This window comes from Bradyrhizobium sp. SZCCHNPS1003 (assembly GCF_032381555.1).
Taxonomy (GTDB): Bacteria; Pseudomonadota; Alphaproteobacteria; order Rhizobiales; family Xanthobacteraceae; genus Bradyrhizobium.
In genome coordinates, this window is record NZ_JAUHIU010000010.1 from 169283 (window position 1) to 184527 (window position 15245).

The window sequence follows — 15245 nt, forward strand, 5'->3', positions numbered from 1 at the left end:
CCGGCGGCCAGGGACCAGAATGGCCGAATTTCCGAAGAAGATCACCGACGATCCCTATGGCGCCGCGATCCTGATCCGCCGCCTCGTGATGGAACAGGGCATCCTCTACTGGCGTCGCTATCTCACCGCTTTCGCGCTGATGGCGGTCTCGGCCGGCGCCAGCGCCGGCGCCGCCTACATCCTCGGCCAGGTCATCAACAAGGCCTATGTCGACAAGAGCATCCCCGGCATCGCGGTGCTCTCCGGCGTCACCGTGTTGCTGCTGTTCGTCAAGGGCGTCTCGACCTACGGCTACGCCGTCATCCTGTCGAAAATCTCCAACGCGATCCTCGCCAACAACCAGCGCCAGCTGTTCGCCAAGCTGATGAGCGAGAGCATCAGCTTCTTCTCCGAGCGTCACTCGTCCGAGTTCCTCGCGCGCCTCACCGCCGGTGCCAAGTCGATCACCGACGTCCTGACCATGCTGATCAACGCAATCGGCCGCGACCTGCTGCTCTTGATCAGCATGATCGCCGTGATGGTCGCGCAGGATCCCTGGATGTCGCTGCTCGGCCTGGTCGTCGTGCCGCCGGCCATGCTGGTGTTGCGCAAGCTGGTGAAGCGCATCAAGGGCCTCGCGCACAGCCAGTTCACCGGCAATGCGGACATCCTGGAGACGATGCAGGAATCGCTGCAGGGCATCCGCACCGTGAAAGCGTTCACGCTCGAGGACGCGATGCGCGCCCGCATCGACGAGAACATCGCGGTGGTCGAGCGCAACGCCAACAAGATGGCCCGCGTCTCCAACCGCTCCAACCCGCTGATGGAGATGCTGGGCGGCTTCGCGGTCGCCGGCTGTTTGATGTATGGCGGCTATGCCGTGGTCGCGCTCAACGCCACACCCGGCCAGTTCTTTTCCTTCATGACCGCCTTCCTGATGGCGACCGAGCCGGCCAAGCGGCTGGCGCGGCTCAACATCGATCTCAACAGCCAGCTCGTCGGCGCGCGCATGCTGCTCGAAGTGGTCGACAGCCCCGCCAGCGAGCAGCCTGACGACGACAAGCCGGCGCTGAAGCTGACGCAGGCCAGGATCGAGCTGCGCGACGTCAGCTTCGCCTATCGCGACAACGAGCCGGTGCTCAACCGCATGAGTTTCGTCGCCGAGCCCGGCAAGGTCACCGCGCTGGTCGGCCCGTCCGGCGGCGGCAAGTCGACGGTGCTGGCGCTGCTGTTGCGCTTCTACGAGGCGACCTCGGGCGACATCCTGATCGACGGCCAGTCGATCTCGAACGTGTCGCGCCGCTCCCTGCGCGAGCAGACCGCCTATGTCGGCCAGGACGTCTACCTGTTCCGCGACTCGATCCGCGCCAACATCGCCTTCGGCAAGCCGGGCGCGACCGAGGCCGAGATCATCGAGGCAGCGAAGGCCGCCTGCGCGCACGACTTCATCATGAGCTTCCCGCTCGGCTACGACACGCCGGTCGGCGAGCACGGCACCCAGCTCTCCGGAGGCCAGCGCCAGCGCATCGCGGTCGCCCGCGCGCTGATCCGCAACGCGCCGATCATCCTGCTCGACGAGGCTACCGCGGCGCTGGACTCCGAGTCGGAGCGGCAGGTGCAGGAGGCCATCGAGCATCTCTGCCAGAACCGCACCACCATCGTCATCGCGCATCGCCTGCACACCATCATGAACGCCGACGCCATCCTGGTAGTCGAGGCCGGCGAGATCGTCGAGCGCGGCCGGCATGACGATCTGTTGCGCCGTGGCGGCCGCTATGCTTCGTTCTTCCGCCTGCAACAGCGCGACATGGGGCCGAATGTGATCCCCATGACCGCCACCTCCTGACCCGCCCATTTCACCGCACCCGAGATCGTTTCATGAGCGCCTCCACCGTCATCCCGGCCCTGCCGCAACCGTCGCTGCCCGTGGTGGGCGAAGCCGGCGTCTTTCCCGTTCGCCGCATCTGGTGCGTCGGCCGCAACTATCTCGAGCACATCCGCGAGATGGGCAATGACGAGCGCGATCCGCCGTTCTTCTTCGCCAAGCATGCCGACATGCTGGAGCCGGACGGCGCCGTGATCCCCTACCCGCCGTTGACCAAGGACATGCATCACGAGGTCGAGCTGGTGGTCGCGCTGAAGAGCGGCGGCCTCAACATCCCCACCGACAAGGCGCTCGAGCACGTCTACGGCTACGCCGTCGGCATCGACCTCACCCGCCGCGACCTGCAGCTCGCCTCCCGCAAGATGCAGCGCCCCTGGGAGGTCGGCAAATCGTTCGACCATTCCGCGCCCTGCTCCGCGGTGGTGCCCGCGTCCAAGATCGGCCATCCGGCGACGGGAAAGATCTGGCTGTCGGTCAACGGCACCGAGCGTCAGAAGGGCGACCTCTCCGAGCTGATCTGGAACGTGCCCGAGATCATCTGGAAGCTGTCCCAGCAGGTCGAGCTCGCCGCCGGCGACATCATCATGACCGGCACGCCCGCGGGCGTCGCCGCCGTGGTGGCCGGCGACACCATCGAATGCGGCGTCGACAGCGTCGGCACGCTGAAGGTCTCGATCGGGCCTGCGGCGGCGTAAGCGGCGGCTGCCTGAAGGCAGCGGCCTGCCCCTTGCTTGCAGACATCGCTTTCAAAAAGGCCGCGCCGTGCGCGGCTTTTTTAATTGGTCATCCTGCCCGAAGGCGGACACGCTGCCGGCGCCACGGACGGTCCACTCCCCTCCCCCTTGCGGGGAGGGGTCGGGGGTGGGGGTCCACGAATCCCGCTCTCTCGATCGACCGAGACAAACTCGCGCAACGTCATCAACTCTCACATCGGCGCTCCAACGCGTAGCTCGGCCCATCTGCCTCCTCGCGCCCCCGAAGCGCCGTCCAAGAGGAAAGATCGGACGCGCTCCTCATATCGTTCAGCGCCCGGAGACCCCCACCCCCAACCCCTCCCCGCAAGGGGGAGGGGAGCTCACCGTCTCCGCGGCGAGACGTCGCGTCCCCGACGGACAAGGCCCGCACACCCCCTGCTCCGCCCGCGCTTGATCACCGCGCCCGATCGCAGCCAAGCCCCGGGGTCACCCTCCCCTGGAGGGGGAGGGTCGCCTCACGAGGAGCGAAGCGACACGTGAGGCGGGGTGGGGTGATCTCTCCACGACCACCGGCGCCCGCTGAGAGATCACCCCACCCCGCTCGCCCGCTTCGCGCGCGAGCGCCCCTCCCCCTTCAGGGGAGGGTGAGACCTGCTTTGCGACATCATCTGATCCACAATCTCAAACAGCGTTCAGGCTGAGACGAGCACCCACCCTCTCGCGACGCATTCCGCGCCCGAGCTATGCCCGAAAGTCCCGCCCTCACCGAATGGAGGGCGCGAGGAAGGCCGGACCTCGGCTGAGGCCCGTGGCCCGCCTGCAGAAAAAAAGCAGGCGGCAGTCACCACAGGTACAGCCGGACAGACCCGGCCTTCCCCGCGCGATGGTTTTAACAAGCTATAGCGCGCTCTTCCTGGTGCACCGGGCTTTCTGGCCACCATGTCGCGCCATGCGCTTCTCGCGCATGACGCTCGATACTAGCATCGGAGTATCAGAACCACACGCCTTCACCGTCCGCGAGGCCAGCGTTCGTCCGTGCTCATCGCACTGCGCCCGCCCGCGTCCACCGCATCCCGCTGCCAACGTCCGTGACGACCGCGAACCGTCCCCTACAGTGCAACGGGACGGGCGCGACAATAATGCTGATTTGGGGGAGCATCCAAGCGATTTATGTTTATCGGAACGACTTGACTCGATTCTGTAAAGACGAATTGATTTGCCCGTCGGGTCACCCCGCCGAATTCGCCGAGTTGGAAGACCGTAGCAGAGATGCTGATCGCGGCAAAATCTACGAATAGAGGCTTCCCGCAGCGGCCGTGCCTACTAACGCGCTCTGCGGCTCGTTCTCACCTTGAGTATCCGCGTCGCCTCCTTGGCCAAGGGTCGGCACGTGTAGAAACTCTTGCAGGGCATCATCGACGAGCGGCAGACGTGAGCGCGTCAGCGCATCGAGCAAGAGGCCCCTGCAATCGCCGAGGCTCGAATCGCGAACAAACGCGATCAGCTCCGGCATCACTTCATCGTCGGCGCTGTTCGCCAGCGCGACAGCAAGCCCCTGCTCTGTCCGGCTCCCTCGCGCGGCCTTCATGTAGTAATCGGCGAGGATGTGCCAGGCAAAGCGCAGCTCCGGATCGGCAAGCGCGCGGGCAATACCGTCGCGGATCGCATCGGGATAGGGACGGTCCAGATGGGCAAGCAGGATCGGAAAGGACCGCGGCCAACGCCGCCGATCGTTGACGAGGTCCCAGACCGACGAGACCGGGATGCCGGCCGATCTAAGATCGGCCACCAAGGGCGCTTCCGCCAGCGCATTCTGTGCCCGCTTCTCCGCGAACACGTGCTCGCGCTCCCGCTCTGCGGCCAGCCACGCGGGGTCGGCATGCAATCGCTTTAATAGCTCGTCGGCGGTGACTGGTTTGTCCTTCAAGAGACATCCACCTCGATAGGCCCGCCTGCCAGCAAACCTGGGCGCCCCAACGGCGGGGGCGTTTGTCTAGCCTGACTCGGAAGCAAGCGTAGGGCGGATTAGCCGAAGGCGTATCCGCCGTCCCTCCGCGGAGAAGAAGCGGCGGATTACGCTCCGCTAATCCGCCCTACTCTGTCCCCCTCACCGAAACGCCGACACCACGATCGCTCCCACGATCGCCACCGTCAGCGTGTACTTCGCGGCGTAGTACACCGTCCGGTTCCACGCCTTCACCTTGCGCGTCGCCAGATGAAACTCATACAGCTTGCCGAACACCTTGTTGAGCACGCCGACGTGCTCGCCCTCGACGTTCTGCGTCGCCGAGGCCTTGACGATGTGGTGGCTGACCCAGCGGTTGATGGCGGCGATGAAGCCGAGCTTCATCGGGCGCTCGACGTCGCAGAACAGGATGATGCGGTTGATTTCGGTTAAGTTCTCGGCGCTGTGGATGAAGGTCTCGTCGAACATGAAGGCCTCGCCGTCGCGCCAGACGCAGGGCACGCCGTCGACCAGGATACGGCACTTGTCGGAGTTCGGCGTGACGAGCCCTAAGTGATAGCGCAGCGAGCCGGCGAAGGGATCGCGGTGGGCGCCGAGCTTGCCGCCGGGCGGCAGCATCGCGAACATCGCGCCGTGGACGTTCGGAATCGAATTGAGCAGCTCCACCGTCTTCGGGCACAGCGTACGCGCCGACGGCAGGAAGTCGTCGTACCATTTCAGATAGAAGCGCTTCCAGCCACTCTTGAAGAACGAGTAGAAGCCCCAGTCGTTGTTGGCGGCGGCGGCGCGGATGAAGCCCTCGTCGAACAGCCGCACCGCCTCCTCGCGGATCTCCTGCCAATTGTCGGTGAGCGTCTTCAGCTCGGGAAACCGCTCGACCGGGATCACCGGCGTGTTGGGCACGGCCGAGCCCGCATACATCAGCACGTTATAGGGGGCGAGATAGGTCGAGTGGTCGCCGAGCTGGCGGGCGAAGCGCAGCCGCTGCTTGCCGCGGAAGTGGACGTAGAGGGTGGCCCCGATCAGGATGTAGAGGCCGATGAGCTGTGGCGCGAAGAGCTGTCTGAGCATGTCCGGTACCCATGATCCGGCCGCTCAGAGCGTGTTGCGCAGAACCGTGTCGCCTTCTGGGCGAGGATTCAGATGGTGCTCTGATGCCGGCCAAGCGCCTCAATTTAGCCGCAAGCGCGGCCGGCCGCATCCCTTCGCACATGGGTTGTGAACGGGAATCGGGGTTGAAAGTTCTGCGGCGTGACCCGGCTGCAACAGCCGCCGGCCCCGGCTGCAATCATGCTAAGCCCGCGTCAGCTCCTGCAGGCCCTTGAAGGTCAGCCGCTTGGGGTCCCGGACGCCGGCGAGATACATGCGGCGGATGAAGACGGCCACCGCGTCGCGGTCGCAGCCGGTGAGGACGACGATGGCATCCACCGCGGTCTTCTGGGCCTCCATGGGACTGGTCCTCCTGGCAATGCACCCGGCAACGCAAGCTTTCACGATGCCGATTAACATCGCGTTAACCGTGCGGACGGCCGCCAGTTCCCATGCCGCGATTCCCGCCTTCGCTCCATACGCGAAACCGCGCAGGCCGGAGCGGCCGCCGTCGAACGCCGCAGGAGCGCCGCCGTCACACCAGGAAGAAGTCCTCGGGCGCCCCGATCAGGCGGTCATCGCCGTGGGCCACGAGCTTCCGCCGCAACGGGCGCGCCGGCGGCGTGATCACCCGCCGCTCGAGCTCGTTGGCGCCTGGCAACTGGTCGACGAAGCGGACGGCGAAGCCACTGGGGAAATGCCTGATGACGCGGCCGATGCAACTGCCCACCGCCAGCGGCGTGCCGATCTCCGGCTGGATCTCCGCCGAGACCGCGGCGCCCGACATCGAGGCATCGATCACGAAGCACGGGATGCAGCTGCCGTCGGCGAGCGTCAGCGCCGAATGCGGCGAGTTCGGCACGAAGCGCGCATCGCGGCGGGAGTCGCGGATCGACGGATCCTTCTGCTTCTTCTCCAGCCAGACCAGCTTCTCGGCGAGCTTGGCGCGCTCGGCGCGCGTCATCTCTAGCTCGAGCAGAAAGCCGCCATGCACGGTGTCGCTGATCTCGCCTTCGAACTTGCCGAAGTCGCGGAAATACGAGGTCAGACGATCGCCGACCTTGCCGACCACGGGCACCTCGAGCAGCGCGCGAAACGGCGACACCCGCGTGGTGCGGCAGGCGAAGGATCGCAGCCGTCCTTCCGGGGAATACCAGTTCGAAAGCGTGTAGGACCCGACCGTCTGAATCCTGACCGCGCGCTGCTTCAGGAATCGAGCAACCGACATTGCACGTCTCCCCTCGAACCCATGATGTCCCCGATGGCCCGGCCCCCGCCGAGGCACGATATGCCTGTTACAATTTCTGCGTGCATTTTCGGTCGAACTAACTCGAAATAGGCAAAGCCGCCATGCCCCGGACCGTGCGCGCAAATTCTTGAGGAAATCTGAATCCGAAACGGAAATCCCGCTCAACGGAATCGTATGTCCAACCCGTTTCCGCTTTCTGAAAATGCCGGCCCGTCAGATTACGGTGGGGCGCGGCACGTGTTCGTCCCAGGCCGCGGCTGATCGCATCAGCCGCGGCGCGATCGCGTCACGACGCACACCGTCTCACGATGTGCGTGCGTTCGCGTTCAACGTGATTAGTCAATGATTCATCCTAACGCGCGGCCACCGAGGCGCGACTGCAACTCACAATTTCATTCAATCGGGTGAGCAACTATCAGCGCGCGCAACCGCGCTGCCAGCAAACAGCTAACACGTTCGTGTCGTTTCGCTATTTGCTCGCTAACAACCTGTTCACCACTTGCGCAATCGGTCCGCACGGCAGCGGCTGCCGCCTATGCTGTTCAATTTCGCATATACTATTGCCGCTTAGTCGTAAGTGAGGGGGACGGCTGTCAGTCGGCTCGCGCGTCGCCCCAGGCGTATGAGTAAGCAAAGTAGTCACGCGTATGATGACCGCACGCATCGTGGTGTTAACCATCGCTCTCGGCGCGGGCGGCGTTGCGGCCTATCTGGTCAGCAATTCCGACGGCCAGCGGCAGACGCCGGCGGCGCCGGTCGTGCAATTGCCGACGGTCGAGGTGCTGGTCGCCAAGAATGACATCGGGCTCGGTCAGGCGATCAAGCCCGGCGACCTGATCTGGCAGACCTGGCCCGAGGCCGCGAGCAACATCTTCATCCGGCGCGGCGACCGTCCCGAGGCGGCCAATCAGCTGGTCGGCACCATCGCCCGCTCGCCGTTCGTGATCGGCGAGCCGATCCGCGAGCAGAAGCTGGTGAAGGCGGACGGCTCCGGCTTCATGGCGGCGATCCTGCCTGCAGGCATGCGCGCGATCTCCACCGAGATCTCGCCCGAGACCGGCGCCGGCGGCTTCATCCTGCCGAACGACCGCGTCGACGTCATCCTGTCGAAGCGCGACAAGAATCCGGACAAGCCCGGTGCCGCCGACTTCGTCAGCTCCGAGATCATTCTCTCCAACGTCCGCGTGCTCGCGATCGACCAGGCGCCGAAGGAGAAGGAAGGCCAGAACACCGTCGTCGGCAAGACGGTGACGCTCGAGCTCAAGCCCGAGCAGGCCGAGACCCTGGCGCGCGCGCGACAGGCCGGCTCGCTGGCGCTGGCGCTGCGCAGCATCGCCGACGTGAACGCCGCCGACGGCAACAAGACCGAGATGCAGCAACAGCAGCAGCAGATGGCGCGACGGGGCAGCGCCATCGAGATCATTCGCTATGGGATCACGAGCTCGCTCACGGCGCAGAAGTGACCGAAAGGACGAGGAAGATGATGGGTGGGCATCAACGCGCAAAATTCGGGACGTGGGTCGTCCGCGCGCTATCGACATCGGCCGTGATCGGCCTCGCGCTCAATCCGGCACTGACGCCGGTGAAGGCGGCTGACGACAGGCTGGAGACACCTGTGGTGTCGGTCGGGTCATCGAAGGTTCGCTTCCTCTCGCTCGGCATCGGCAAGTCCGTGGTCGTCGACTTCCCGCAGGACGTCAAGGACGTGCTGGTCGCCGATCCCAAGGTCGCCAACGCCGTCGTCCGTTCGGCCCGGCGCGCCTACATCATCGGCGCGGCGGTCGGCCAGACCAACGTCGTGTTCTTCGACGGCGAGGGACAGCAGGTCGCGGCCTATGACATCGCGATCAAGCGCGATCTCAACGGCGTGCGCCAGGCGCTGAGCCAGAGCATTCCCGGCGTCAAGATCGACGGCGTCGGCGAAGGCGTGATCCTGACCGGATCGGTGTCGAGCCCGGTCGAGGCGCAGCAGGCCAGCGAGATCGCCGCTCGCCTCGTCGGCGGTGCCGACAAGGTGGTCAACTCGATCGTCGTGCGCGGCCGCGACCAGGTGATGCTGAAGGTCAACGTGTCGGAGGTCCGGCGCGAGATCGTCAAGCAGCTCGGCATCGATCTCAGCGCCAGCATGACCTACGGCACCGCTGTCGTGAACTTCAACAACACCAACCCGTTCACCGCCTATGGCAGGTCGCTGGTCGGCACCAACGGCCTCTCCGCCACCGGCGGCGGCTTGTCGTCGGTCTCGGCGACGATGCGCGCGATGGAGACGGCGGGCGTGACCAAGACGCTGGCCGAGCCCAATCTGACCGCGATCTCTGGCGAATCCGCGACCTTCATCGCCGGCGGCGAATTCCCGATTCCCGGCGGCTATTCCTGCGATCCCACCACGCGGGTCTGCAGCACCTCGATCACCTACAAGAAGTTCGGCATCTCGCTCAACTTCACGCCCGTCGTGCTCAGCGAAGGACGCATCAGCCTGCGGGTGATGACCGAGGTGTCGGAGCTGTCGAACGACAATGCGATCACGGTGTCGTATGCGCTGACCTCGGCCTCGACCTCGTCGGTGACGATCCCCGCGATCCGCACCCGCCGCGCCGAGACCACGGTCGAGATCCCCTCCGGCGGCTCGATGGCGATGGCCGGCCTGATCCAGAACCAGACCAAGCAGGCGATCAACGGCCTGCCCGGGCTCAATCAGCTGCCGGTGCTCGGCCAGCTGTTCCGCAGCCAGGACTACGTCAACAACGAGACCGAGCTGATGGTGCTGGTGACGCCCTATGTCGTGCGCGCCGTGGCGCAGAAGGAGCTGTCGCGTCCGGACGACGGCTTCGCGCCGGCCACCGACTCGGAGTCGGCGCTGCTCGGCCGCATGAACCGGCTGTACGGCATCGCGGCCAGGGTCGACGCGGCCACGGGGCAGCCGGCCGGCTTCGGCTTCATCATCGACTGAGATTGCGGGACGACGGGGCACGGGGGAACGATCATGTCGGCAACATCCACACCAGGCGGCGGACGCACGCTGCGCCGGATCGGCGCCATCGCGGGGCTGGCGCTCACGCTCGGCGCCTGCAACACCACCACCGGCGAGGTCGTCGCGACGATCCCGGACGACTACAAGATCCGCCATCCGATCGCGATCGAGGAAGGCCGGCAGTCGACCGTCGTCTTCATCGGCAGCGGCCGCGGCGGCCTGACCTACCAGCAGCGCGTGGACGTCGCGGGGCTCGCGCGCTCATGGCTGCGCGAAGGCACCGGCGGGATCATGGCGGAGGTGCCGGCAGGCACGTCGAATGCGCGCGCCGCGGCCGACGCCTATCGCGAGATCCGAGCCGTGCTGACTGCCGGCGGCGTGCCCTCGCACGCGATCTCGATGCGCAACACCATGCCCGACGATCCGCGGCAGCTCGCCGTCATCCGGCTGAGCTATCCGAAGATCGCCGCCGTCGCCGGTCCCTGCGGGCTGTGGCCGGACGATCTCGGGCCGAACATCAACAATCCCGGCTACAGCAGCAACCAGCACTATCAGAATTTCGGCTGCGCCACGCAGCGCAACCTCGCTGCGATGATCGACAACCCGGCCGATCTCGAGCAGCCGCGCTCGGAGATGGCCGCCTACACGCCGCGCCGCTCCGCGCTGTTCGAGAAGTACCGCAAGGGCGAGTCGACCGCGGTGGCGTATCCGGAGTCAGACAAGGCCAAGCTCAGCGATACAGGCAAATGATCAACGCGTCCCGTCAGAGCCAGGATGAGCAGCCCGGCCCCACCGGCCCGGCCCTCGACGATCACATCGCGCCGGTCCCGCGCGTCTCGGTGCAGGCATTCTGCGAAACCGACCAGACCTCGGCCGCGATCCTCGCGGCGAGCCAGGACCGAAGGCTCGGCAAGGCCCACATCACGATCAAGGCGGGCGGCATGCCGCGCGCGATCGAGACCTATCACTCGCAGCCGACGCCGAACGTCATCTTGATCGAGACCAGGCCCGGCGGCGACATTCTCGGCGGCCTCGACGACCTCGCCAGCGTCTGCGATCCCGGCACCCGCGTGGTGCTGATCGGCAGCCCGTCCGACGGCGTCGCCTATCGCGAGCTGGTCCGGCGCGGCGTCAACGACTATGTGATCGGCCCGGTCGAGACCATCGACGTGATCCGCTCGGTCTGCAGCCTGTTCTCGGCCTCGGAGGCCGTCATCACCGGCCGCATCATCGCCGTGGTCGGCGCCAAGGGCGGCGTCGGCGCCTCCACCGTCGCCCACAACGTCGCCTGGAGCATGGCGCGCGACCTGACGCTGGATTCCGTCGTCATCGATCTCGACATGGCGTTCGGCACCGCGGGACTGGACTACAACCAGGATCCGCTGCAGGGCATCGCCAACGCCGTGTTCCAGCCGGACCGGCCGGATACGGCGCTGATGGAGCGCCTGCTCGCCAAATGCACCGAAAATCTCAACCTGCTCGCCGCCCCCGCGACGCTCGACCGCGTCTATGATTTCGGCGCCGATGCGTTCGACGCGATCTTCGACACCCTGCGCATGACCCAGCAATGCATCGTGCTCGACGTGCCGCACCAATGGTCGGCCTGGACGCGGCATGCGCTGATCAATGCCGACGACATCCTGGTGGTCGCCGAGCCCGATCTGGCGAACCTGCGCAACGCCAAGAATCTCCTGAGCGTGCTCAAGGCCTCGCGCCCGAACGACCGGCCGCCGCTGTATTGCCTGAACCAGGTCGGCATGCCCAAGCGGCCGGAGATCGACCTGAAGCGCTTCGCCAAGACCGTCGAGGCCGAGCCGGTCGCGGTCATCCCGTTCGACTGCAAGCTGTTCGGCACCGCCGCCAACAACGGCCAGATGATCGCGGAGATATCGGGGCTGAGCCGCACGCCAAAGCTGTTCCAGGACGTCGCGAACCGGCTCACCGGGCGCATCGACCACAAGCCGCAGCGCGGCTCGCTGCTGGCGCCGATCGCGAAACTTCTCGGCGCCAAATAGCGTCTTAGATCATGATCTCCGCGCAAACGCCTTTGGCGTTTGTCGCGAGGGAAAACCGGTTTCCACTCTTCCGGATCATGCTCTAGTCGTCGGACCGGCTGAGCGCCCGCGCCAGCGCCTTGTCGGGCTCGCCGGCCACCGGACGGTCGCGGCGCGGCGACAGCTCGCGCTGCGCGATCTTGCGGCGCTCCAGGATGCGCTTCACATAGGCGACGCTGGCATTGGCCTGCTCCGGCGGCAGCCCCGACCGCGCGATGCTCTCGGCCTCGCTCATCCGGCCCTGCAGCCCGACGATGACGGCGAGATTGGTCCGGACCCGCGGGCTGGCATCCGGGTGTGCGCTGGCCTTGCGCAACTGCTCCTCGGCCTTGGGCAGTTCGTTGGAGAGCGCGTAGGACAGGCCAAGATTGGACAACACCGAGGGATCGTCAGGGGCGATCTTCAGCGCCGTCATGTAGTATTGCCGGGCCTCCTCGTTGCGCCCCATCTGGTCGAGCGTGGCGCCCTGCGCCGACAGGATGCGCCAGTCGGGATCCTCGGGCGAATGCGCGCGGCTGAGCACGTCGAACGCCTGCTGGAAATTGCCGTTGTCGGCGAGCGCACGGCCGTAGGCCGCCAGCAGCGCCTTGTTGCCGGGGCTGGCGATGCTCGCCTGCTCCAGCACGGCGACGGCCTGCGAGCGCTGGCCGGTGCCGCGCAGGGCGCTGCCATAGCGCAGCGCCACCTCGGGATCGTTGGGATTGGCGCGGAAGCGCTCGCGGAGCTGATCGATCTCGGCGCGCGGGTCGGCGGCGGCCGCGCGGCTCTTTTCGGGATTGCCGCCCAGTGCCCCCGTGACCTCGCTGAGATCGGTGGTCTGGCAGGCGCCGAGACCGAGCAGCACGGCCGTGAACGACAGCGCGAACGCGGCCGGCCGGAGCAGAGGGAGAGAGCGAAGGGGCCGCGTACGCATGCAACTGAACTACTTCGGGACCAGATGATCTGCACGCTGGCAGATTAACCCTAAGGTCCCGTTAAGCGGGCGCGGCCGGCCCGCCTCAATCGATGAATTCGGCGCCGAACTCGCAGCCGATGCGCCAGGCCAGCCGGCACTTGCGCTGGTGGTCGGGCGCGAAGACGATGGTGAACTGCGGGGGAATCTCGACGAATTCGGCGATCACCTTGACGCCGCCGTCGGAAATATCCGTGACCGTGCAGTCCCGCGGCAGGCTGCCGTTGCCATAGTGAATCTTCGCGATCCTCCTGCACAGCCGACGTTCACTCTTGCGACGGTTCGCCAACATCAACATTTCGACGTCTCACCCACTCAATCGTCCATTCCGGAGACCTCGTTTGTAGCAAGGAAACCTTGGGATCTGACTAGCGCAAAGCCTGGAAATCCGAGGGGCGGATTTGGGTTTCGTTTACCATCGGCCTGCCTCAGCGGACCGGCAGCAGCACGCCGTCGAAATACGCCGACAGTCTCCCGACGCCGTCGAGCGGCAGGACGTCGGCGACATACTGATCGGGCCGCACGATCACGATGCAGCCCGCCGCGCGATCGATGCCGCGCATCGCAAAGATGTCCTGGCCGCTCTTCAGATCGGCACAGAACATCTTCTCGTAGTCGATGAGGCCGTAACGCCCCTTCCGCGGCAGCAGCAGCTCCGGCATGTGTTCGATCGCGAGCTCGCGATGCCCCTGCTGGAACACCGCGCGCAGATCGATCACGGAATCGATGTCGGCGCCCGCTTGGGTGTGGCGGCGCACGGGTGATGCCGAATCCTCGCTGAGGAATTTGCACAGGCGGCGGATGGCGGACTCCGGCGCGGCTGGATCCTCCGCCGCCGCGAACGCAAAGATGCGGAAGCGGCCGTCGGCCTGGACGACATGGCCGAGCTGCACCGGCTTGGCATCGCCGAGCCGGATCACCGGCGCCGAGTGAAAGCGCTTGCCGATCACGAAGCCGGCGGCGAGCGGCTGGAAGGTGTCGTCGCCGGTGAGAACGGAGGGTCGATAGTGCGTGGCGGTGCCCGCCGTGTAGCGGCCGTGACGGACGAAATAGTCCTGGGTCTTGGCCGCGTCGGCGCCGCCCTGCTTGGCGGCGGAGGCAAGAATTCCTGCCCATTCGCGATCGAAATCGATCAGCTCCTGGGCGATGGCCCGCCGCTCCGCCGAATAGCTGTGCAAGAGCTGCGGCGCGCAACGCTTGCCCAGGACGGCGGCGAGCTTCCAGCCGAGATTGAACGTGTCCTGCATCGACACGTTCATGCCCTGCCCCGCCTTCGGGCTGTGGGTGTGGCAGGCGTCGCCGGCGATGAAGACGCGCGGCAGCCGCGTTGCGACCTCGGCCTCCGGCACGTCGTCGAACTTGTCGGTGATGCGCTGGCCGATCTCATAGACCGACCACCACGCGACCTCCTTCACCTCGAGCGCATATGGCGCGAGAATGCGCCGTGCCTTGGCGATCACTTCGTCGACGGTGATGTTGCGCCCCGCCACGCGCTCGCCGACCTCGAGCTTGGCAAGCTCGACATACAGCCGGACCAGATAGCCGCCCTCGCGCGGGATCACCAGCAGGCTGCCATCCTTGGCGGACTGGATCAGCGACTTGAAGCGGATGTCGGGAAAATCGGTCACGGCGAGCACGTCCATGACGCCCCAGGCATGATTGGCGGAATCCCCGTGCAGCTCGCGGCCGATCGCCTTGCGCACGACGCTGCGCGCGCCATCACAGCCGACGACGTAGCGCGCGCGCACCGTCTCCACCTGGCCTTCATGCTCCGGGTCGATGCGGTCGAAGCTGACGGTCACGCCGTGCGCATCGACGCCTACGGCCGGATCGATCCGCAGATCACGCAGCCGCCGCGCGTAATGCGGCTCGAGCTTCGCGGCCGACCGGCGCATCACGTCCAGGAAGAAATCGTGGACCCGAGCCTGGTTGAGCACGACATGCGGCATCTCCGACAGGCCGTCCTCGACGTCCTGCACGCGACCGCTGCGCGCGATATGCTTGCTGTCTTGGTCGCTCGGCTTCCAGAACGTGGTCTCGTTGATCCAGCACGCTTCCCTCAGCACTTTCTCGGCAAAACCATAGGCCTGGAACATCTCCATGGTGCGGCAGGCGATGCCGTCGGCCTGGCCGAGCAGCAGCCGGCCCGGCTTCTGCTCGACGATGCAGGTCCTGATGTCCGGAAAAGCGGAAAGCTGGGCAGCGAGGTTCAACCCGGCGGGGCCACAGCCGACGATGAGGACATCGGCCTCGGGCGGCAGCGGGCTGGTCGCGCCGGCGCTCGCGACACGTTCGGCCGCGTCGAAGATCTCGGGATCGCCCGGCTGGAAGCCATTGAGATGAAACTGCACGTGACCACCCTCCCTCGCTGTTCCTTATTGATCAGTATGCTGATCATCAGTATA

13 protein-coding genes are annotated in these 15245 nt (G+C 66.1%); 6 read left to right on the forward strand and 7 right to left on the reverse strand.

Annotated elements, in window-relative coordinates:
• Positions 1-19: 19 nt before the first annotated feature.
• Both QX126_RS18355 and QX126_RS18360 read left to right on the forward strand, forming a co-directional pair.
• On the forward strand, positions 20-1825 hold the full coding sequence (locus QX126_RS18355; RefSeq protein ID WP_315782757.1) for an ABC transporter ATP-binding protein: 1806 nt from the start codon (positions 20-22) through the stop codon (positions 1823-1825).
• Positions 1826-1857: 32 nt separating this feature from the next.
• Positions 1858-2559, forward strand: a complete 702-nt coding sequence (locus QX126_RS18360; RefSeq protein ID WP_315782760.1) for a fumarylacetoacetate hydrolase family protein — start codon at positions 1858-1860, stop codon at positions 2557-2559.
• 1288 nt (positions 2560-3847) lie between these two features.
• Here the strand turns inward: QX126_RS18360 and QX126_RS18365 are convergent.
• The 4 genes from QX126_RS18365 to QX126_RS18380 all read right to left on the reverse strand — a co-directional run bounded on the left by QX126_RS18365 (position 3848) and on the right by QX126_RS18380 (position 6842).
• Positions 3848-4486 (reverse strand): hypothetical protein, encoded by a 639-nt coding sequence (locus tag QX126_RS18365; protein ID WP_315782762.1) that lies wholly within the window; start codon positions 4484-4486, stop codon positions 3848-3850.
• Between the two features lie 180 nt (positions 4487-4666).
• Complete coding sequence (locus QX126_RS18370) at positions 4667-5596, reverse strand: aspartyl/asparaginyl beta-hydroxylase domain-containing protein (RefSeq protein ID WP_315782764.1); 930 nt, start codon at positions 5594-5596, stop codon at positions 4667-4669.
• A gap of 222 nt (positions 5597-5818) precedes the next feature.
• Positions 5819-5974, reverse strand: a complete 156-nt coding sequence (locus QX126_RS18375) for a hypothetical protein (RefSeq protein WP_315738952.1) — start codon at positions 5972-5974, stop codon at positions 5819-5821.
• A gap of 175 nt (positions 5975-6149) precedes the next feature.
• On the reverse strand, positions 6150-6842 hold the full coding sequence (locus QX126_RS18380) for a PilZ domain-containing protein (RefSeq protein ID WP_315782766.1): 693 nt from the start codon (positions 6840-6842) through the stop codon (positions 6150-6152).
• Positions 6843-7510: 668 nt separating this feature from the next.
• Between QX126_RS18380 and cpaB the strand changes: the two genes are divergently transcribed.
• The 4 genes from cpaB to QX126_RS18400 are packed head-to-tail and all read left to right on the forward strand — an operon-like array spanning position 7511 to position 11849.
• The gene (gene cpaB / locus QX126_RS18385; protein WP_315771449.1) at positions 7511-8326 is read left to right on the forward strand and encodes a Flp pilus assembly protein CpaB; all 816 of its coding nucleotides are present in this window, start codon (positions 7511-7513) and stop codon (positions 8324-8326) included.
• A gap of 17 nt (positions 8327-8343) precedes the next feature.
• Complete coding sequence (locus tag QX126_RS18390) at positions 8344-9813, forward strand: type II and III secretion system protein family protein (protein WP_315738957.1); 1470 nt, start codon at positions 8344-8346, stop codon at positions 9811-9813.
• A 33-nt stretch (positions 9814-9846) separates the two neighbouring features.
• A complete protein-coding gene (locus QX126_RS18395; RefSeq protein ID WP_315782768.1) occupies positions 9847-10584 on the forward strand; it encodes a CpaD family pilus assembly protein in 738 nt (245 codons plus the stop codon).
• Positions 10581-11849 carry a CpaE family protein gene (locus QX126_RS18400; RefSeq protein WP_315782769.1) on the forward strand — a complete coding sequence of 423 codons (1269 nt, stop codon included), beginning with the start codon at positions 10581-10583 and terminating at the stop codon, positions 11847-11849. Before QX126_RS18395 ends, QX126_RS18400 begins: the two co-directional genes overlap by 4 nt.
• Positions 11850-11931: 82 nt before the next feature.
• Here the strand turns inward: QX126_RS18400 and QX126_RS18405 are convergent, their stop codons facing one another.
• From QX126_RS18405 to QX126_RS18415, 3 genes are all read right to left on the reverse strand, one after another.
• Positions 11932-12801, reverse strand: a complete 870-nt coding sequence (locus QX126_RS18405; protein ID WP_315738962.1) for a tetratricopeptide repeat protein — start codon at positions 12799-12801, stop codon at positions 11932-11934.
• Between the two features lie 85 nt (positions 12802-12886).
• Positions 12887-13132 (reverse strand): PilZ domain-containing protein, encoded by a 246-nt coding sequence (locus QX126_RS18410; RefSeq protein WP_315712872.1) that lies wholly within the window; start codon positions 13130-13132, stop codon positions 12887-12889.
• Positions 13133-13268: 136 nt separating this feature from the next.
• Positions 13269-15191, reverse strand: coding sequence for an FAD-binding monooxygenase (locus QX126_RS18415; protein WP_315782771.1), 1923 nt, complete (start codon positions 15189-15191; stop codon positions 13269-13271).
• Between the last annotated feature and the right edge of the window lie 54 nt (positions 15192-15245).